This is a genomic window from Halomonas sp. AOP12-B1-6 (assembly GCF_052379225.1).
Taxonomy (GTDB): domain Bacteria; phylum Pseudomonadota; class Gammaproteobacteria; order Pseudomonadales; family Halomonadaceae; genus Vreelandella; species Vreelandella casei.
The window spans coordinates 130,397-149,291 of the sequence record NZ_JBQSYK010000002.1 but is presented as its reverse complement, the minus strand read 5'-3'; the positions used below and the strand labels follow the sequence as shown (position 1 = coordinate 149,291).

The window sequence follows — 18,895 nt, the reverse complement described above, 5'->3', positions numbered from 1 at the left end:
ATGATAAGCTTCGCGGCTGATAAGCCATGTGCCGCACCCGTTTTTTATCACTCGTTCTTCCTCACCCGTTCTTGCGATCAGTACTCAAGGAGCCCCTGATGCCTCATCTTCAATCACGCAGTTTGCGGGTGTATGCCGACTCGCTTGAGTATCTGGATCAAACACGCCTACCGCAGGCCGAAACGTGGGTACGCTGTGCAAGTCCAGAGGATTGGCAGGTGGCGGTGAAAAGTCTGGCGATTCGCGGCGCGCCGTTAATAGGCCTGAGTGCTGCCTTTGTGCTGGCGCAGTATGCCGTGCAACATCCCGGGCAGGAGAGCGAGTGGCAGTGGGTAAGTGACCGCTTACGCGCAACGCGCCCCACGGCGGTTAATTTGATGTACTGCCTGGACGCCATGGAGGCCTGCTTTGCCCAAGGGCCGGGTGCGCTTTCTGAGCGCGCCGCCGCGCTGTTTAAAGAAGACCGCGAGCTGTGTTTGCGCATGGCCGAGCGCGGTGCGGATTTGTTGGCAGAGGGCGAGCGAGTGCTGACTCACTGCAATACCGGTGCGCTGGCGACGGCGGGTGTCGGTACGGCCATTGGCGCGCTGGCGGTGGCTAAAAAACGTGGGGTAACGCTGCATGTGTACGTGAATGAAACCCGTCCGCTGCTTCAGGGTGGCCGATTAACCGCCTGGGAAATGGCCGACCTGGATATTCCGTACCAGCTGATTGCGGACAGCATGGCCGCAAGCCTAATGGCCGCCGGTAAAGTGGATAAAGTGATGGTGGGCGCCGACCGCATCTGTGCCAATGGCGACTTTGCCAATAAAGTGGGCACTTACATGCTGGCAGTGGTTGCCAACTACCATAAGGTACCGTTCTACGTAGTGGCGCCCTACACCACGGTAGACAAGGCCTGCGCCACCGGCGCTGACATTCCGATTGAACAGCGCGATGCCGCCGAAATACGTGGCGCCTCCGGTGCTTTTGGGGATGTTGTTTGGGCGCCGGAAAATGCGCCGGTGTGGAATCCTTCTTTTGATGTGACGCCAGCGTCACTGGTGACCGGCTGGGTGCTGGATACCGGCGTGTTTGACGCCGCCGCTATCGCTCGCGGTGAGCACTGCCGGTAATGGTCTCAGCATTTAACGGCTAGGCATCGCCGTTAGTTAGAATCACCGTCAGAAAGCCTTCACCGTAATCTTCAAGCTTGCGAGCGCCAACGCCGGAAATAGCGCCGAGTGCCTGCAAATTTTGCGGTTTCTGTTCGGTCATTTCGGCAAGCGTGGCGTCGTGGAAGATAACGTAGGCAGGCACGCCCTGAGCCTCGGCAAGCGCCTTTCGGTGCTGGCGCAGGGCTTCCCACAAAGGGCCGTGGCCCTGCGTTGCCGAAGCACCTTTACTGCCGCGCCGGGCGGTCTTGGCCTTGCTTGGTTTGCGCAGCGTCAGCGGCTGCTCGCCGCGCAGCACCGGCTTGGCGTTTTCCGTTAAGCGAATCCCGCCATGGCCTTCCATATCGACGCTGAGAAAACCGCTCGCTATCAATTGGCGAAACAGCGCTTTCCATTCATTGGCCGAAAGATCACTGCCGATGCCAAAGGTGCTGGTCTTATCGTGACCAAAGCGGGTGATGCGCTCGTTGGTCTTACCCAGCAGTACGTCCACTAGATAGGTGACGCCGAAGCGCTGCTCGGTGCGGTAGACACACGAAAGCGCTTTTTGCGCTGCCACGGTGGCGTTCCAGGTCTCAGGCGGGATCAGGCAGTTGTCGCAGTTGCCGCAGGGCTCGTCTAGCGAATCGCCGAAGTAATGCAACAGCGCCTGACGGCGGCAGCTGATGATCTCGCAAAGCCCCAGCATGGCATCCAGCTTTTGCTGCTCGATGCGCTTTTGATGATCATGAGCGCTGGAGTCCTGCTGCATCTGGCGCAGCGTGATTACATCCTGAAGCCCATAGGCCATCCAGGCATCGGCGGGCAGGCCATCGCGCCCGGCGCGGCCGGTTTCCTGATAATAGGCTTCAATGCTTTTGGGCAGATTGAGGTGTGCCACAAAGCGCACGTCGGGTTTGTCGATGCCCATGCCAAAGGCGATGGTGGCCACCACAATTACGCCGTCTTCACGCAGAAAACGGGTCTGATGGTGCTGGCGCTGTTCGGGGGGAAGCCCCGCATGGTAGGGCAGTGCGGTGAGCCCCTGACGTTCAAGCCAAGCAGCGGTGTCGTCCACCTTGCGCCGGGAGAGGCAGTAGACGATGCCGGCTTCGCCGCTATGATTCTCGCGGATAAAGCGCAGCAGCTGTTCACGGGTGTTGCCCTGATTTTCAGCGATGTGATAACGGATGTTGGGCCGGTCGAAGCCGCTGTTGTAAAGCGCCGCCTCCCCAAGCTGCAGATGTTCGATGATATCGCCGCGCGTGGGCACATCGGCGGTGGCGGTCAGCGCAATGCGCGGCACATTAGGAAAGCGCTGGTGGAGTTGGGAAAGCTGTCGGTACTCCGGGCGAAAGTCGTGCCCCCACTGGGAGACGCAGTGGGCCTCATCGATGGCAAACAGCGCAACTTGCGTCTGTTCTAAAAGCGACTGCATGCGTGGCATGGCGAGCCGCTCTGGCGCTACGTATAAAAGATCAAGCTCGCCCGCTCTGAGGCGATTTTCCACTTCGACCGCTTCGTGATAGTCCAAACTGGAATTCAGGTAGGCCGCCCGGACGCCGTTCTGAACGAGTGCCGCCACCTGATCCTGCATTAGCGCAATCAAGGGAGACACCACGATCGCGGTGCCTTCGCGCAACAGCGCAGGGATCTGATAGCACAGCGATTTGCCACCGCCGGTGGGCATCAGTACCAGCGCATCGCCACCCGCGATCACATGCTCAATAATCGCCTGCTGCGGGCCGCGAAAGCTGTCGTAGCCAAAGACGTCTTGCAGCACCTTGAGGGCCGCCGGGTTGGGTTCGCCGTGCATCCTCGCTCTCCTTATTGCCGAGCGGGGATTGTCGCACGAAAGCTCCTGGCGCGTTTGCCTAGCGAATCCCGGCGCGTAGGAACGACTGCACAAACTGGCGCTGGCCGGCACCTAGTTAACTCCGATTCCCGGGCCAGATAGCTGATTTCGGTATCGTATAACGCCGCGTTGATTTCCCAGCTTTAACGATCTACCCCGGTACCTCATGGCCGATGAGGTTGGGTAGGGTGGCGGCCACTTCAAGCAGGGCATCCAAATTGACACTGGTGTATACGCTCATGGACTCAAACATATGTACTAAGTCCTCGGTGCCTTCGGTGCCTACAGTTCCGCTAACGCCTGAGGCAAAGGAGCAGCTGCCCAGTCCATCTAGCGATGAATCAAAACGGGTGATGCCCGCTTGCCACGCCGCCAAGGCGTTGGCGAGACCCATGGCGCGAGTGTTGCGAAAATGTAGCATAAACGGCGTTTCTGGCCAGCAGCCGAGTGATTCTGCCCAGTAACAGTGGACATCTCAGAATGTAATACAGCGCGTATAATCAGTTAGTGTAAGTTTTTTCGATATTAATAATTTGTTCAGCCACTATTTCATTAAAAATCTGAGCGAAGAGCTTTGAGTTTTCGGTGTGTTCAAGTGAAGAAAAAATGGCCGAGAATTGAAATTTTATGTTTGCTGTAAAGGGCCTGACTGCAATATTAGTGAGGTTAGTGCCCATAACTGAAAAGATATCAGTGACTGCAATTCCCAACCCCGCTGCCACATAACTAGAAACAGTATTTGAATACAGTGTTTGTACCGTAGAGCCTGGCCGAACGCCTGCTTCATCCATAGCATCCTCGATCTGCATTCTAAGAAGACTGCTTATGCCAAGTGAAATGAACGGCTGCCCATCTAGGTCTTCAACCGAAATTGATGTTTTATTGGCCAGCGGATTAGTTTTGGGCAGTAAGCAGACAACAGAAGAAGTTGGCATTGCAGTATGGTTAATATCGGTGCGTTCGGCTGGAACCCGGCCAAACCCAATAGAGAATTCGTCACGTTGCATTGCGTTGAGAATATAAACGGAGTTGTCAGAGTGTATAAAAAAGCCGGTTCCTGGCTGAATAGCACGGAAACGACGAATAGCTTCGGGAAGAGCTCCAGACGATAATGTAGACATGGCCGCAATACGCAACCGGCCTTCTTGTTTTTCTCGTAACTGATGAGCACTGTCGCGAATACGCTCCATCGCATCAAAGTACTTTTCGACTTCGCGAAAAAGCGCAACAGCATTTGGAGTGGGTTGAATGCTCGCCCATTTGCGATTGAATAAAGTTAAGCCAAGATCTTCTTCCAGGTCACGAATAAGGCGGGTGACGGCGGGTTGGCTAATATGGAGTATGCGGCCTGCTGCCGTCATGCTGCCGCTGAGCATGACGGCACGAAAAGCTGAGACCTGACGGTGGTTTAAGGCGCGCATAATAACCAGAACCTCGTGTTAATCCGTTTTGTATTAGACAAACATAACTGTAAATTACCAGCAATAGCATAATTTTTCCTGATGCCTCATTCTAAAATTCGATTCGTCAATTGGGTTCTTGCCTAACTAGTATCTTGGTTCATCCAATAATCGAACCGAGGCTTTTTATATGGCAACTATTATGGGCGAGTACGTGGATCGCTTGATCACAGTCGAGATGCGTAACCGTGGCATGAACCACAACATCATCGCGCCGATATACGATGAGGCACGACGTGAGGGAGGGGGGCGCCCTATTACTGCGCGCGCTGCCGAAGCGCTGGTAGAAAATGTGGGCGAGGGCGATGTGGTATTAATCGTTACGGGAGCTGGCTATATGCCTGAAGTGCCTCACGGAGAAAGCGATGGCCCCCCAGGAGCTGTATCGATTGCGCGCGCATTGTATTGGGGGCTTAAAGCGGTGCCGGTCTATGTCTCCGAGATATGCCATGCTCCACCGATCAAGGCATCATCAGAGGCAGCAGGTTTGATGATCCGAGATTACGAGTTGGCTAAAGATCGTCGCATGGGTGCAGCCCTGATTACGGCTCCTGAAGGTCAGTCTGAGATTGATGCTTGGGCTGACGATCTACTGAGCAAGATGAAGCCAAAAGCCATTATTGCAATCGAACGGCTAGGCCCGAATGAGAGTGGCATTGTTCATTACTCGACGGGGGTCGCGCCGAAAAATTGCGTCAACGTCGCTCCATTGTTTGACAAGGCGGCTCAGCAGGGAGTGCTCAGTATTGGAATTGGTGACAATGGCAACGAGATAGGATTCGGGCGCATCCACTCCTTCATGCAAGACTTTCATCCCTATGGTCGAGAGACTCAGACCAGCAAGCCAGGTGGCGCTATAACTGTCACTGCAACCGATATTTTCTTGCCAGCCTCGATTTCGAACTGGGGTGCCTATGGCATTGCTGCAATGCTGGGCTTTTTGCTAAAGGACAAGGAGCTCGTTCAAGATCCCGAGCTTGAAAAACGCATCATTCGTGCCTGCCTGGACGCTGGCGGCTGGGAGATGCGTTATTGCACTTCACGTTTCATTGTGGATGGGGCTGAGGGTGAAAGCTCTATGGCGATCGTACAGTTGTTACGTGACATGGTTCGCTTAAATATTGCAGCTCCCGATAGAGGCCTTTCACATGGGAAAATGAAAGAGGTTCAGCGGTAAGCTGCCCTACGACGGCAATAGGTTCAGCACTTTCTTTGGTGAGTTGAAAATGCAAATTCGGAAATGATTATTTGCCAATAGGTAGGCTAAAGACATGCGCAGCACAAAAAAAATACTGAGCGTCGCAGCGCTTTTCAGCATCTTGCCGTTTACATCACTTGCTCAAGATATTCCTGAAACACAACTTTCGGTTATTGGCTCACCAGTAAACTCGCCTAACTGGACGAATGTGCTGCAACCATTTTGGACCGGTGCTATTCCTGATGGCAGTGATGGCCAGATTGTGGTGGATCTGATCAGCGCTACCGATCTTGGCGTGAAGGGGCCCGAGCTAATGCGGTTAACCGCATTGGGGGTGGCCGACATTGTTGCGGGCAGCACCACGCTAATTTCTGGTGAGTTGTCTGAAAACGATGCGATCGACATTGCAGGGTTGGTTCAAGATATAGACACGTTAAGGGCGGTGGTTGATGCTTACCGTCCGGTGCTTGAGGAACGTTATCGTGATGAGTTAGGGGTGATACCACTGGGCTTCTGGCCCACTGGTGCGCAGGTTCTTTGGTGTGCCACCCCCGTTGAGGATCTGGATGATTTGGCAGACAAGAAAATCCGTGTTTTCTCGACTACCACATCTGCGTTGGTCGCCGCCTTGGGTGCTAACCCGGTGACCATGGCCTTCAATGAAGTTGTACCTGCCATGCAGCGCGGCGTCATTGATTGTGCGTTTACAGGGTCTAATTCTGGCAATAGCGCAAAATGGACCGATGTTGCGACGCACCTTGTTGATCTGAGGGTGAGCTGGGGTGTCAACTTCATTGTCGCGAATGCCCAGACTTGGGAAAGACTGGATCCAGCCGTTCAGACTTATTTGCAGGATGAAATTCGTCGCAAGCTTGAGCCGTCAGGATGGGACATGGCGCGCGTTGCGACCCAGCAGGGTATCTGGTGCTCTGTCGGTGATAATCGTTGCGAACCCGAGGCAACCTCCCCCCGAAATCTAACCAAGGCTGACCTAACGCTTGTCGAACTATCCGATCAGGATAGCGAACGCCTAAGGCGTGCTGTGACAGAAAATGTGGTGTCTAAATTCACCCGCGCCTGTGGAGTAGATTGTGTCAACCGTTGGAATGCAACGGTGGGTGACGTCTTGGATATACAACTGGCCGCTGAGGAGTAATCGTTTTGTCATCTTTTCTTATCTCAACCAAATTGGCACGTTTTGCTCGCTTTGCCGCTATTGGGAGTGGGCTTTTGCTACTGGCATCGGCCACCTTAATGACCGCCGAGATACTAGCACGGAGACTTTTTGGGCACAGCCTTGTGGGTGTTGAAGAGTTAGTAGGCTATGCCTTTGCAATTGCAATGGCTTGGGGGTTTGCACAGGCGCTATTTATGCGGGCGCATATTCGCGTAGATCTTATCTATCTGCTTATGCCTGTCCGAGTGCAACGCGTACTCGATATTGTATCCATGGCTTCGTTTGCTGGGGTCATGGGTATCGTGGTGACTCATGCTTGGGGCACTTTAGCTGAATCCTTACGGCTAAGTGCGCGAGCCAGTACTTCCCTTGCTACGCCATTGTGGATTCCCCAGGCACTCTGGCTAACAGGGTTAATCTTTTTCTTGATTTGCCTTATAGCACTGTTATTCGATCTCGTTCGGGCCGTGGTGAGTGGTAACCAACCGCTCGCAGCGCAGCTTGGCGCATCCGAATCCGCATTGAGGAGATCGTGATATGGGTATTGCGCTTATCCTCCTGTTTGTACTGATCGCTCTGGGGTTGCCCATTGCAGCGGTGCTAGGCTGGTTAGCAGTGTCGCTGGATTGGCTTATCTCGCCACTTCCCTTGCAACGCGCTTTTGGTGAAATTGCATGGTCGCACAGTATTGAGTTTACTCTGGTCGCCATTCCAATGTTTATCATGATGGGCGAAATAATGCTGCGCTCACATATTGCGGATCGGATGTACAATGGTGTAGCAGCTTGGATCGGTTGGCTACCGGGGGGCTTGATGCATGCCAACATCGGCGCAAGCGCGCTGTTTGCGGCTACCTCTGGTTCGAGTGTGGCTACTGCTGCGACGATAGGAACTACGGCGATGCCGCAAGTTGATCGTCATGGCTATAGTGAACGACTGTTTCTAGGTAGTTTGGCGGCCGGCGGCACGTTAGGCATTCTGATTCCGCCCTCAATCAACATGATTATTTTCGGGTTTTTAACGGATACTTCAGTTCCTCAGCTTTTTGTCGCCGGTTTAATACCGGGCATACTACTGGCGATTATTTTTTCAATAACAATTATCGTGCTATGCGTGGCAGCACCGTCGCTGGACGGCCGACGCAGCCCGTTGTCTGTTAAAGCTTTGCTTCAAAGCCTTCCGGATCTCGCACCACCGTTGGCGCTCTTCATTTTGGTGATTGGTTCGATCTATGCCGGGTGGGCTACCCCTACTGAGGCGGCCTCAATAGGTGTCATTGCTTCCATGGGGCTTGCAGCCTGGTATGGGAAGCTGAGTTGGGAAATGATGGTTGAGGTATTCATCGGAACTGTGCGCACCTCATCAATGATGATCTTGATAACGATTCTTGCTTTTTTGCTGAACTTTATCATCGGCGCAACTGGCATGCTTAGTGTGGTTAATGAGCTGGTTCAGGGGCTGGAATGGAGCCCACTAGCCACTATGCTTATGATCCTGATGATGTATCTTATATTGGGTATGTTCATGGATACACTGGCAATGATCGTGCTGACGATTCCGATTGTGACACCTATCGTGGTAGGGCTAGGTTACGATCCAGTCTGGTTTGGTGTCATGATGGTTCTCGTTGCAGAAACCTCCGTTCTGACGCCACCGATAGGGATGCTTTGTTATGTAGTACAAGGCGTACGTGGCCGGGGCGAGCTGATCGATGTATTTATTGGTGTTTTACCCTTTATTACGACGCTGATGTTAATGATCGGCCTGATGCTTGCCGCACCTCAGCTTGCACTTTGGCTGCCGGGCCTTCTTTACTAACTCTTCAGAGGGGAGAGGAACGTCCTCTTTGGAACTTGATTATCCGGATACAGAGTGTCCGGATAACCTTAAACATTGCTCGAATTAGCTATAAGACTATCTTTTCAGCCAATCGACTGATTTATTCGGTTACGGACGGTGATGCAGTGTCTATTTTTGCTGGCACAGGATATCGCCGCGTCGATTTCCCGGCTTTAACCACCTGCCCCGGCACATCGTGGCCGATCAGATCGGGAAGGGTGGCTGCGACCTCAAGTAGTGCATCCAGGTCGACACCGGTATCGACACCCATGGCCTCAAACATATGCACTAGGTCCTCGGTACATACATTGCCGGTGGCGCCGGGAGCAAAGGGGCAGCCGCCCAGCCCGCCGAGCGCTGAGTCAAAGCGAGTGATGCCCGCCTGCCAGGCCGCCAGTGCATTCGCTAGCCCCATGCCGCGAGTGTTGTGGAAATGCAGCGTAAACGGCGTTGCTGGCCAGCGCTCAAGGACGGCCTCGCACAGCAGGTTGACCTGGGCGGGGTTGGCCATGCCGGTGGTGTCGCAGAGTGTGATGCCCTGAATACCCAGTGCGATCAGTTTTTCAACCAGTTCCAGCACGCGGGTTTGGGATACATCGCCTTCAAACGGGCAGCCAAACGTGGTGGAGAGTGAGGCATTGATAAACACGCCGCTGCCTTGAGTTGCTTCCAAAATAGCCGCGAACTGCTCAAGAGATTGCTCTGGCGTCATGCGCAGATTTGCCAGCCCGTGGCTATTGCTGGCGGACATTACAAGATTAATCTCATCCACTTGGCAGGCTAATGCCCGCTCGGCACCTTTAACATTAGGCACCAGCACGGTGATATCGACGCCTTCTCTGCGCTGAATGCCGGTCACTACGTCGGCCGCGTCGCGCAGGTTGGGAATGGCTTTGGGTGAGGTGAACGAGGTTGCCTCGATTCGCCGCAGGCCGGTGGTGGAGAGCGCATCGATCCAACGAATTTTCTCTTCCGTCGGTACATAACGCGCTTCAATTTGCAGGCCATCCCGCGGGGCGACTTCGTTGATTTCTACCTTCGCAGAGCAGGGCGTTGGCGGGCTCATTGTGCTATGCATCGTATTCTCCTTAATCGTACATGCGTTAGATAATGCCCGCTTGGCGAAGTTTGGCGCGGGTGTCGTGATCAATGCCCAGCTCATCCAAAACGTCGTCAGTATGTTGACCCAGCGCGGGGCCACCGTTGCCGAGTCGCCCAGGGGTTGCGCTCAGCTTGGGCAGAACACCCGGTACTTTTAGCGCTTTGCCGTTGGGGCGGTTAAAAGTTTGAATCATTTCCCGTGCCAAATAATGCGGGTCAAAGGCAATATCTTCGGCGGTGTAGGGGTAGCCTGCGGGCACGCGGGCATCATCTAGGGCGGGTAAAATAGCATCCCGCGGACGTTCTTCAGTCCACGCTTGAATGGCTGCGTCAATCATATCGGCTTGCTGGCTGCGTCCGTCGTTATGGGCTAGCGCCGGGTCGTTGCCAAGATCATCGCGGCCAATGACGCTCATTAAACGTTTGAAGATACTGTCGCCGTTACCAGCGATGAGTACATAGTCGCCGCCCTGGCAGCGGTAAGCGTTCGAAGGGGTAATGCCGGGCAGGGCACTGCCGCTGGGCTGACGAACCTGGCCGCTGGCATCGAACTCTGGCAGCAGGCTTTCCATCATTGCAAACACCGACTCATACAGTGCGACGTCAATTTCTTGGCCCAGGCCGCTGCGACTACGTTCCTGAAGCGCCAGCAGCGTACCAATCACGGCATAAAGTGCGGAAAGTGAGTCTCCAATGCTCACGCCTACGCGCACGGAAGGCTCTCCCTGTTGGCCGGTAAGGTAGCGCAGCCCGCCCATGGCTTCGCCAATCACGCCAAAGCCGGGCTTGTCGCGGTAAGGCCCCGTTTGCCCATAGCCGGAAATATGCACCATGATCAGCCGCGGGTTGAGTTTGGAGAGCGCTTCCCAGCCTAGCCCCCAGCTGTCTAAGGTGCCGGGGCGGAAGTTTTCCACCACGACGTCAGCTTCGGCGATAAGTTGGCGCACCAGCGCTTGGCCTTCTTGGCTGCGTAAATCCAGTGCTACCGAGCGCTTGTTACGGGTTTGTACGTGCCACCACAGCGACGTGCCGTCTTCAATCATTCGCCATTTGCGAAGTGGGTCGCCGGTACCCGGCGGCTCGATTTTAATCACATCTGCGCCGAACTCACCCAGCAATTTAGTGGCGAAAGGGCCTGCAATGAGTTGACCAAGCTCAAGAACCTTCAGGCCCTGTAGCGGTAGCTGGCGTGCAGTGGGAGCATTCATGGGGCTTTCTCTTGTGATTGGATTCATTACAGATTGTCAGCATGCGCGAGCGGTTTGCGGCGGACAATTAGACAATGGGTAACAAAGGTTTCGTAGACGACGAAGGTCTGCGATAGCATAAGGCCGTTGCCTTGCCCGGAGATTCTTATGCGCCGCTTTGATTTTGTCACTCTTAAGCTCTTTATCTCCGTGGCGGATGAGGGGCGCCTGACAGCGGCTGCAGAGCGCGAACACTTGGCGCTTGCCGCCGTGAGCAAGCGGATTAGTGATCTGGAAGTGTTGGTCGGTGCCAAGCTGCTGTACCGTCGCCCCAGAGGCGTTGAGCTAACGCCTGCTGGTCAAGCTTTTTTGCACCATGCTCGTCGCATTCTGGATAACATTGAGCGCCTGCATGCAGAGCTGAGCGAGTACGGCGAAGGCGTGCGTGGCCACGTGCGTATTCACTCCAATACCTCAGCAATCATTGCGTTTCTTCCCCAGGATCTCAGCGCCTTCTCGCGGCACTATCCCGAAATTAAAATCGACCTGCAGGAGCGCGTCAGCAGCGAAATCGTTGCCGCCGTGCGTGACGGGCTGACCGACATCGGTATTTTTGCTGGCCACGTGGCGGCACCTGATCTTCAGCGGCTCTCGTACCGGCGAGACCGACTCGTGCTGATGACGCCCAAGGGTCATCCTCTGGCAGAGCGTGAAAGCATCGCTTTTAGTGAAGCGCTTGAGTTTGATTTTGTTGGCTTGCAGCAAGATGCATCCGTGCAATCGCTGTTGAATGAGCAGGCCAATATGACGGGTAAAGCGCTCAGAATGCGCATTCAGGTGCGTAGCTTTGACGCTATTTGTCGCATGATTCATCACGGCATGGGCGTTGGCGTGCTGCCCGAGCAAGCCATTTACCGCGACCTGGGTGATCTACAACTGAAAAGTATCCCGCTTAGCGACTCGTGGGCTCAGCACGAACTGGTGATTGGCATACGTCGCTATGCAACGCTGCCCGTCACGGCCCGGCATTTGGTTGACCACTTAGCGGGAGACAGCGCCCATTCGGCGCTTATCGAGGATTAGGTACGCTTTAGCGGCTTCGTATTTCGAGAATGCTGGCGCTGAATGATTAAGCATTCAATAGCCTGCAACGCGCCTGTTAATGAGCTTCCGGCCAGCGGCGCTATCCATCTTTGGTCGTATGCCTGTGAGTGATGGGACGAAATAACGCGCTATAGGGGCGTTTCTAGCCATCGTATTATACGAAGGCAGCCTTCTTGAACGTCGATTTGAGCCCATTGACGGCTTGTTTCAAGATTGAAGTAGTGCCACTAGAAATGGCTATAAGAACGATTACAACAATGACACCCCATAACGACAACCGTAGAGAGTCATCGCATGCGGAAACAATTATTTGCCACGCTGGCTACCCTTGGAATGTTAACGGCGGCTCCCTTCGCCCTCGCTAATCCCATCGAAATTCAAGTCAACAACACGATGAGTGAAGGCGGCTCGGAAAGTGCTGCGGTGGAACGTTTCGCTGAATATTTAGAAGAGCAGGCGCCGGGCCGCTTTGAGGTGCGTCCTTTTTTGGCGGGATCGCTGGGCGGTGAAAACGCTATTTTGGAATTGCTGAATCTTGGCCAGACACAGATCTCCCTGACCGGCGGCAACTGGCGCCAGCAATATGCGCCTGAATATGATGCCATCACCGTGCCCTTTTTGTTTACCACCTGGGACGAAGTGGACGCTTATATAGAGACTCCTTCTGGGCAGGCGTTGATTGAAAAGGCAGAGAGCCAAGGCGGTCTTAAATTCTTTGGTACTCAGCATCGTGGCCCGCGTCATATGACGGCCAATAAAGAAATTAATACGCCCGCAGATCTTGCCGGATTCCGTCTTCGCCTGCCTTCGCTGCCCATTTGGCTAGAAGTGTGGGAAGAGATTGGTGCTCAGGTCGTCAACGTACCGGCACCGGAAATTTATCTAGCCATGCAAACCGGCCAGGTCGACGGTCACGAAAACTCGCTTTCATCGCCCTATACGCGCCGGCTGTGGGAAGTGCAGGACTATTTGATTTTGACCAGCCACGTACAGTTTCCCTGGAGCTGGGTAGCCAGTTCGCGCTGGTGGGATGGTCTTGAAGCGGAAGACCAGGCGCTGATTGCGGAGGCGATCGATGTGGCCCGCGAGTATGGCTCAGAGCAAGAGCTTGAACTGGATAAATATTATCTAGAAGCCCTTCAAGAAGAAGGAATGACGGTTATCGAGCCTGATATTGATGCCTTCCGTGAAGCGGCGATGCCCGCCATTGATCGCGTTCTTTCTGAGATGGCCGACGGCGTTCGCGAAGATGCGCTGGGTAGCGAAAGTAACTAATACGCACCTGAAGCAAACAGCGGCGGCCCATCGGGCCGTCGTTTTATTTTTGTATGTTGATAAATGTCGGGGAGTTTTCCTGTGAATCACGTGGTTCCGCCCAGTAACGGGTTCGATCGAATAGCTTTCTATACGTTGCGCTGGGTAACCCGCCTTTGCGATGGGGCGGGCGTGGCGTTAATGGCCGCTATCCTGCTGCTTATTGTGGCGGCGGTTATTGCGCGGGATCTGCTGGGGCTTGGTATGCCTTGGACCGAAGAGGTCGCGTCTATGATGGCTATCTACGCGATTGGCTTTGGATCGCTATCGGCCTGGGTGCGCAGCGAGCATCTGGTAGTCGATTTGTTTAGCCATAAGCTTTCTGGGTTAGGAAAAAGTCTCCAGTATCGATCCACTGCACTGATTTCATGTGGTTTTTTTGCACTTTCCGCTTGGGGCGCATGGATCATGTCGGATATGAGCGCCAACAATAAAACGGTCTCGCTGAGTATCAGTTTCAGCTATCTCTACTACGGTATTTTCTTTAGTTTTGCGGGTATGGCGCTGATAGCAGTGTGGCAAACCCTGCGCGGCCCGGTCGCGTGGTTGGAAGTGCATGATGAAGAAGAGCATCAAGAGGAGTTAGCTCAGCCATGATGGAATTACTGATTTTTGTCGGCGGGCTATTGATACTGATGGCTATTGGCTTGCCCGTGGTGGTGGCTATTGGCGTGACGTCGTTTATCGCGCTAGTGGCAACCGGTACCGGTGGCCTGCCCGTTGAGTTATTGCCGCTGCGAATGGTGCAAACGCTCAACAACTTTACGCTGCTAGCGATTCCACTGTTTATTCTAGCCGCCAATATTATGAATATCGGCTCGACGACGACGCGCATTTTCGACTTTGCGACCGCGCTTGTCGGCTTCACTAAAGGTGGGCTTGGCCACGCTAACGTGGTGGCGAGCTCTATCTTCGCGACCATGTCAGGCACCGCCGTAGCGGACGCTGCGGGGCTTGGCAGTATTGAAATTAAGGCCATGAAAGAGCGTGGCTATGCGCTGGATTACTCCACGGGCATTACCGCGGCCTCAAGCGTTATTGGGCCAATCTTGCCACCCAGCATTGCGCTAGTCGTGTATGGCTGGCTTGCCAATGTCAGCATTGGTGGTCTATTTATGGCGGGGCTTTTGCCGGGCATTTTGATGGCACTGCTGCTGATGGGCATGACCGTACTGCTTGGCGCGACCGGCAAGGTCGTGATGCCTAAACCTAAGCCGTTTGATGCCTGCGAAGTTGCTCGCACTGGCAAGCGTGCGATATTACCGCTAATGATGCCGGCCATTATCGTGGGTGGCATTTGGGGCGGCTTCTTCACGCCGACGGAAGCGGGCGCAATTGCCTCGCTGTACGCCATTATTCTAGGCGGTGTGATTTACCGTGATTTGAACGGGCGGGATCTTTTTAATGCTTTCCGCAGAACCTTAATGTTCAGTGCGGTTATTCTGCTGATTATTGCGGTTTCCAGCTTCTACGGCTGGATACTAGTGCGCATGGGCATTCCACAGGCACTGGCAGGGCAGGTCGCCAGCGTCGATATGCCCACGGTGGCGCTATTGCTCTGCTTCGCGCTGTTCTTCCTGCTCATTGGCTGCTTTATGTCAGTGATTGAAAGTATCCTGATCTTCACGCCGATTGTGGTACCAGCGGCGCTTAGCGCCGGGTTAGATCCGGTGCATTTCGGCATTGTGATGGTGATTACACTGTCCGTCGGGGTCATTACTCCTCCGTTTGGCACGGTGCTGTTTTTAATGGTGGGCATTACGCGACTGCGCTATGGCCAGGTGGTGACCGCGATACTGCCTTTCTTACTGCCGATTATCGCCACTATTTTATTGCTAATCGCCGTGCCGGGCTTGGCCACGTGGCTGCCAGATCTCATGGGTTATTAAGAGCTTAAGGCGAGCGTTTTAACCGCCGTCAAAATAAAAAGGAGCCAATATGAACATGCCTCAAAATGAGTTTAAACAGCAGCTGTTAGCGGGCCAGCCCCAAACGGGGATTTGGCTCGGGCTAGCGAGCGCATACTCAGCGGAAATTGCCGCCACGGCTGGCTTTGACTGGCTGTTGCTAGATGCCGAGCACGTTCCTAATGACCTGGGCAGCCTGCTTGCTCAACTGCAGGCGCTGGCGCCCTATAAAAGCCACCCAGTAGTGCGCCCGCCCACGGGCGATGCCGTGCTGATCAAGCGCTATTTGGATATTGGCGTACAGAACTTACTGATCCCCATGGTGGAAACGGCCGAGCAAGCCGCTGAGCTGGTTGCTGCAACCCGCTACCCACCCCACGGTGAACGTGGCGTTGGGCATGTGTTGGCACGTGCCTCGCGCTGGGGGCAGGTGAAGGACTATCTGGCCCGCGCAGATGACGAGATTTGCCTGATGCTGCAGGTAGAGAGCCAGCAGGCGCTGGATAATTTGGAAGCTATCGCCGCAGTAGAAGGGGTCGACGGTGTATTTATTGGCCCCGCCGATTTATCTGCTTCGATGGGGCATCTTGGCAATGCTGGCCACCCCGACGTGGAAGCGGCGATTAGTGACGCTATTCACAAAATTCGCGCAGCGGGTAAGGCGGCAGGGATTGTCACGGTGGACGAACAGGCAGCTCGCGGCTACCTAGCTGCAGGCTGTACATTCGTTGGCGTAGGGATCGATGCTCTGCTGTATGCCAATGCCTTGCGCGGCTTGGCAGAGCGTTTCAAACGCTAGGGTTTGTATGAACGCTGAGCGAAGGACAGGCAAGCGCTTTAATGTGGATATGCATTCTGCGCTTGCCTGGCTGGGTCGTTAACCTTCAGTCGGCAAAATCCTTCCGGGGTTCATCAGCCCTTTAGGATCAAACAGGGCTTTAACGCTGCTGATGAGTTCACGTTCGATGGGTGATAGCCGAGCCAAATAGGGCGCTTGCTTGGTGCGGCCAATACCGTGCTCAGCGCTGATACTGCCGTTGAAATCATCGAGCACTTCAAAAAGCCGTTCTTCCAGGTCATGCAGGTGGGCTTTTTTGTCTGCGTCAGCCATGGCGCTGGGCGGCAGAATGTTAAAGTGCAGGTTGCCGTCGCCGACGTGCCCATAGGCAATGATTTCGCACTCGGGAGAGGCGGCCATGATGACCTCACTCGCCTGCGTGACAAAGGCTGGAATCGCTGAAATAGGCACGGCGATATCAGTACGTAAGTGCTCGCCGCGCCGACGTTGGCCTTCCAGCATACTCTCGCGGAATTGCCACAGCTGGGCCGACTGGGTGTCGCTGGCGGCGAGTGCGCCGTCAAGCACCAGCTCACGCTCCATGCCTGTTTCCAGCAGCTGTTCCAGCATCGTCGCTAAATCTATCGGTCCGGTGGCGGCGACTTCCATGAGCACGTACCACGGGTAGGCGCTTTCCAATGGGTCGCGAAGCTCCGGGGTTGCTTCTATGGCCAGCTCAATGCAGCGGCGCGGAATCAGCTCAAAAGCCGTCAGCAAATCGCAGCAGTCGCGGCGTGCTAAGCCATATAGGTCGATAACCGCTTGAACGGAGGGTAGGCCAAGCAGCGCGGTGCGGTTTTGAGTCGGGCGTGGTGAGAGTTTTAACACTGCGCCGGTCACGATGCCCAGGGTGCCTTCGCTGCCTAAAAACAGCTGCTGAAGATCGTAGCCGCGGTTGTCTTTGTGCAGGGCGTTGAGGCCTTCCAGCACGCGCCCATCGGGAAGCACCACTTCCAGCCCGAGTACCAGCTCGCGCATCATGCCGTAGCGCAGCACGTTAAGACCGCCTGCATTGGTAGCAATGTTGCCACCAATCTGACAACTGCCTTGAGCGCCGAGTGAAAGCGGAAAATCGCAGTCATGCTCGGCAGCGGCTAGCTTGACGTTCTCAAGGATGCAGCCAGCGTCCACCGTGATAGTGAAGTTAACCGGGTCAATGGCCCGCACGCTGTTCAAACGTTCCAGACTGATCACCAGTTCCTGGCCGTTTGCGGCGGGCAATGCGCCCGCCACTAGGCCGCTGTGGCCACCTTGGGGCGTCATTGCGACCCCTTGCTGATAACAGCGCCTGACAATCTCAGCAACGTCAGCGGTATTCGCCGGGCGGGCTACGGCCAGCGGCATGCCTAGCGTATCGCCAGCCCAGTCGCTAACGTAGCGCGCCATCGCCTCTGGTTGGCGTATTAAACCGCGCTCGCCAAGCAGGCTGGCGAGCTCGTTTAAAAAGAGTGTGATCGCTGTCATTAGACCTCTTCCTGCCAGGCAGCGCCGTCGGGGAAGGAGTGCTGCGCTTGTGACTGCGCGTGCATGGCAATGCTGTAGCCCGGCGCTTCGGGCACCTGATAACGCCCGCCGCGAATGACGACCGGGTCAATAAAGTGTTCGTGAAGATGATCCACATACTCCAGAACGCGACCCTCAAGGCTACCGGATACCGCAATGTAATCGAAGAGTGAGATGTGCTGGGTGTATTCGCATAGCCCCACGCCACCGCCGTGAGGGCAAATTGGCACGCCGAACTTGGCGGCCATTAGTACCACCAGGATGACTTCGTTGAGCCCGCCCAGGCGTGCCGCATCAAGCTGACAATAGTCGATGGCATCTGCCTGGAAGAACTGCTTAAACATCACTTTGTTATGGCAGTGCTCGCCGGTAGCAACGCCAATAGGCGCAACGCGGTGGCGAATTTCAGCGTGGCCTAGAATGTCGTCAGGGCTGGTGGGTTCTTCGATCCACAGCGGGTCAAATTCCGCTAAGCGGCGCATTTTAGTGATCGTTTCATCGACGTCCCATACCTGGTTGGCATCCATCATCAGCACGTTGTCCCAGCCAATCTCATCGCGCAGCAGCGCTGCGCGGCGGGCATCTTCTTCGATATCGCCACCAATTTTTTGTTTAAAGTGCGTCCAGCCTTCCGCCAGCGCTTCTCTGGCCAAGCGGCGCACTTTCTCGTCGCTGTAGCCCAGCCAACCCGATGAAGTGGTGTAGCCTGGGTAGCCGTCGCGGCGCATTTCGTCTTCACGTTCTGCTTTGCCGGATGACTGGCGGCGTAACAAGCAGATTGCTTCTTCCGGCGTGAGCGCATCGGTAACGAAGCGAAAGTCGAGACAGCGCACCAGCTGCTCTGGGGTCATATCCACCAGCAGCTTCCATACTGGTTTGCCTTCGTGCTTTGCCCACATATCCCACACGGCGTTGACGATGGCCGCCGTGGCTAGGTGAATCGCGCCTTTATCGGGGCCGATCCAGCGTAGCTGGCTGTCACCGGTGATTTCTCGCCAGAAACTGCCCATATTGTCGGTGATGGATGCCAGTGAGCGCCCTTCAATTAACGGCGCTAGTGATTGCACGGCGGTAACCACTATCTCGTTGCCGCGGCCGATGGTAAACGTTAAGCCGTGCCCTTCGGGGCTGCCATCATCAGTATGCAGAATGACGTAAGTGGCCGAATAGTCGGGCGCCGCATTCATGGCATCCGAGCCGTCCAGCGTGCGCGATGTGGGGAAGCGGATATCCTGAATTTCGACGCGTGTTATGGTTGTCATTGTGCTCTCCTAATCAG

At 55.0% G+C, this 18,895-nt stretch carries 16 protein-coding genes and 1 pseudogene; 10 read left to right on the top strand and 7 right to left on the bottom strand.

Going from position 1 to position 18,895, the window contains the following annotated elements:
- The first annotated feature begins 98 nt into the window (after nucleotides 1-98).
- Nucleotides 99-1,115 (top strand): S-methyl-5-thioribose-1-phosphate isomerase, encoded by a 1,017-nt coding sequence (mtnA, locus tag ACT3TR_RS05940; protein ID WP_444625014.1) that lies wholly within the window; start codon nucleotides 99-101, stop codon nucleotides 1,113-1,115.
- Nucleotides 1,116-1,134: 19 nt separating this feature from the next.
- Here mtnA and recQ read toward each other — a convergent pair whose 3' ends face one another.
- The 3 genes and pseudogenes from recQ to ACT3TR_RS05925 all read right to left on the bottom strand — a co-directional run bounded on the left by recQ (nucleotide 1,135) and on the right by ACT3TR_RS05925 (nucleotide 4,409).
- Entirely contained in the window at nucleotides 1,135-2,949 is a 1,815-nt protein-coding gene (gene recQ / locus ACT3TR_RS05935) for a DNA helicase RecQ (RefSeq protein WP_444625015.1), read from the bottom strand.
- A 190-nt stretch (nucleotides 2,950-3,139) separates the two neighbouring features.
- A pseudogene (locus ACT3TR_RS05930) lies at nucleotides 3,140-3,412 on the bottom strand (hydroxymethylglutaryl-CoA lyase); the annotation flags it as partial.
- A 76-nt stretch (nucleotides 3,413-3,488) separates the two neighbouring features.
- Nucleotides 3,489-4,409: a LysR substrate-binding domain-containing protein gene (locus tag ACT3TR_RS05925; RefSeq protein ID WP_096277756.1), complete on the bottom strand. Its 921-nt coding sequence runs from the start codon at nucleotides 4,407-4,409 to the stop codon at nucleotides 3,489-3,491.
- 169 nt (nucleotides 4,410-4,578) lie between these two features.
- Between ACT3TR_RS05925 and ACT3TR_RS05920 the strand changes: the two genes are divergently transcribed.
- From ACT3TR_RS05920 to ACT3TR_RS05905, 4 genes are all read left to right on the top strand, one after another.
- Nucleotides 4,579-5,625: a glutamate cyclase domain-containing protein gene (locus tag ACT3TR_RS05920; RefSeq protein ID WP_444625016.1), complete on the top strand. Its 1,047-nt coding sequence runs from the start codon at nucleotides 4,579-4,581 to the stop codon at nucleotides 5,623-5,625.
- Nucleotides 5,626-5,719: 94 nt separating this feature from the next.
- A complete protein-coding gene (locus tag ACT3TR_RS05915) occupies nucleotides 5,720-6,802 on the top strand; it encodes a TRAP transporter substrate-binding protein (protein WP_444625017.1) in 1,083 nt (360 codons plus the stop codon).
- Between the two features lie 5 nt (nucleotides 6,803-6,807).
- Nucleotides 6,808-7,359: a TRAP transporter small permease subunit gene (locus ACT3TR_RS05910; protein ID WP_444625018.1), complete on the top strand. Its 552-nt coding sequence runs from the start codon at nucleotides 6,808-6,810 to the stop codon at nucleotides 7,357-7,359.
- A 1-nt stretch (nucleotide 7,360) separates the two neighbouring features.
- Nucleotides 7,361-8,641, top strand: a complete 1,281-nt coding sequence (locus ACT3TR_RS05905; RefSeq protein WP_096277764.1) for a TRAP transporter large permease — start codon at nucleotides 7,361-7,363, stop codon at nucleotides 8,639-8,641.
- A gap of 121 nt (nucleotides 8,642-8,762) precedes the next feature.
- Here the strand turns inward: ACT3TR_RS05905 and ACT3TR_RS05900 are convergent, their stop codons facing one another.
- Entirely contained in the window at nucleotides 8,763-9,728 is a 966-nt protein-coding gene (locus ACT3TR_RS05900) for a hydroxymethylglutaryl-CoA lyase (protein WP_444625065.1), read from the bottom strand.
- Between the two features lie 37 nt (nucleotides 9,729-9,765).
- On the bottom strand, nucleotides 9,766-10,971 hold the full coding sequence (locus ACT3TR_RS05895; protein ID WP_444625019.1) for a CaiB/BaiF CoA transferase family protein: 1,206 nt from the start codon (nucleotides 10,969-10,971) through the stop codon (nucleotides 9,766-9,768).
- A gap of 147 nt (nucleotides 10,972-11,118) precedes the next feature.
- Here ACT3TR_RS05895 and ACT3TR_RS05890 point away from each other — a divergent pair, with 147 nt between their 5' ends.
- The 5 genes from ACT3TR_RS05890 (at nucleotide 11,119) to hpaI (ending at nucleotide 16,074) form a co-directional block, all read left to right on the top strand.
- Complete coding sequence (locus tag ACT3TR_RS05890) at nucleotides 11,119-12,033, top strand: LysR family transcriptional regulator (protein WP_096277768.1); 915 nt, start codon at nucleotides 11,119-11,121, stop codon at nucleotides 12,031-12,033.
- Between the two features lie 315 nt (nucleotides 12,034-12,348).
- Complete coding sequence (locus ACT3TR_RS05885) at nucleotides 12,349-13,329, top strand: TRAP transporter substrate-binding protein (RefSeq protein WP_444625020.1); 981 nt, start codon at nucleotides 12,349-12,351, stop codon at nucleotides 13,327-13,329.
- 81 nt (nucleotides 13,330-13,410) lie between these two features.
- Nucleotides 13,411-13,965, top strand: coding sequence for a TRAP transporter small permease (locus ACT3TR_RS05880; protein WP_444625021.1), 555 nt, complete (start codon nucleotides 13,411-13,413; stop codon nucleotides 13,963-13,965).
- Nucleotides 13,962-15,257, top strand: a complete 1,296-nt coding sequence (locus tag ACT3TR_RS05875) for a TRAP transporter large permease (protein ID WP_096277775.1) — start codon at nucleotides 13,962-13,964, stop codon at nucleotides 15,255-15,257. Before ACT3TR_RS05880 ends, ACT3TR_RS05875 begins: the two co-directional genes overlap by 4 nt.
- 49 nt (nucleotides 15,258-15,306) lie before the next feature.
- Nucleotides 15,307-16,074 (top strand): 4-hydroxy-2-oxoheptanedioate aldolase, encoded by a 768-nt coding sequence (gene hpaI, locus ACT3TR_RS05870; protein WP_096277777.1) that lies wholly within the window; start codon nucleotides 15,307-15,309, stop codon nucleotides 16,072-16,074.
- A gap of 78 nt (nucleotides 16,075-16,152) precedes the next feature.
- Here the strand turns inward: hpaI and ACT3TR_RS05865 are convergent, their stop codons facing one another.
- Nucleotides 16,153-17,577, bottom strand: coding sequence for an FAD-binding oxidoreductase (locus ACT3TR_RS05865; RefSeq protein WP_444625022.1), 1,425 nt, complete (start codon nucleotides 17,575-17,577; stop codon nucleotides 16,153-16,155).
- The gene (locus ACT3TR_RS05860) at nucleotides 17,577-18,878 is read right to left on the bottom strand and encodes an L-fuconate dehydratase (protein WP_096277781.1); all 1,302 of its coding nucleotides are present in this window, start codon (nucleotides 18,876-18,878) and stop codon (nucleotides 17,577-17,579) included. Before ACT3TR_RS05860 ends, ACT3TR_RS05865 begins: the two co-directional genes overlap by 1 nt.
- Nucleotides 18,879-18,895: the final 17 nt, after the last annotated feature.

Coding starts and splice junctions, on each gene's coding strand:
- mtnA (WP_444625014.1), top strand. CDS start 99: ATGCCTCATCTTCAATCACGCAGTTTGCGGGTGTATGCCGACTCGCTT.
- ACT3TR_RS05885 (WP_444625020.1), top strand. CDS start 12,349: ATGCGGAAACAATTATTTGCCACGCTGGCTACCCTTGGAATGTTAACG.
- ACT3TR_RS05890 (WP_096277768.1), top strand. CDS start 11,119: ATGCGCCGCTTTGATTTTGTCACTCTTAAGCTCTTTATCTCCGTGGCG.
- ACT3TR_RS05860 (WP_096277781.1), bottom strand. CDS start 18,878: ATGACAACCATAACACGCGTCGAAATTCAGGATATCCGCTTCCCCACA.
- ACT3TR_RS05905 (WP_096277764.1), top strand. CDS start 7,361: ATGGGTATTGCGCTTATCCTCCTGTTTGTACTGATCGCTCTGGGGTTG.
- ACT3TR_RS05895 (WP_444625019.1), bottom strand. CDS start 10,971: ATGAATGCTCCCACTGCACGCCAGCTACCGCTACAGGGCCTGAAGGTT.
- hpaI (WP_096277777.1), top strand. CDS start 15,307: ATGAACATGCCTCAAAATGAGTTTAAACAGCAGCTGTTAGCGGGCCAG.
- ACT3TR_RS05875 (WP_096277775.1), top strand. CDS start 13,962: ATGATGGAATTACTGATTTTTGTCGGCGGGCTATTGATACTGATGGCT.
- ACT3TR_RS05900 (WP_444625065.1), bottom strand. CDS start 9,728: ATGAGCCCGCCAACGCCCTGCTCTGCGAAGGTAGAAATCAACGAAGTC.
- recQ (WP_444625015.1), bottom strand. CDS start 2,949: ATGCACGGCGAACCCAACCCGGCGGCCCTCAAGGTGCTGCAAGACGTC.
- ACT3TR_RS05915 (WP_444625017.1), top strand. CDS start 5,720: ATGCGCAGCACAAAAAAAATACTGAGCGTCGCAGCGCTTTTCAGCATC.
- ACT3TR_RS05865 (WP_444625022.1), bottom strand. CDS start 17,577: ATGACAGCGATCACACTCTTTTTAAACGAGCTCGCCAGCCTGCTTGGC.
- ACT3TR_RS05925 (WP_096277756.1), bottom strand. CDS start 4,409: ATGCGCGCCTTAAACCACCGTCAGGTCTCAGCTTTTCGTGCCGTCATG.
- ACT3TR_RS05920 (WP_444625016.1), top strand. CDS start 4,579: ATGGCAACTATTATGGGCGAGTACGTGGATCGCTTGATCACAGTCGAG.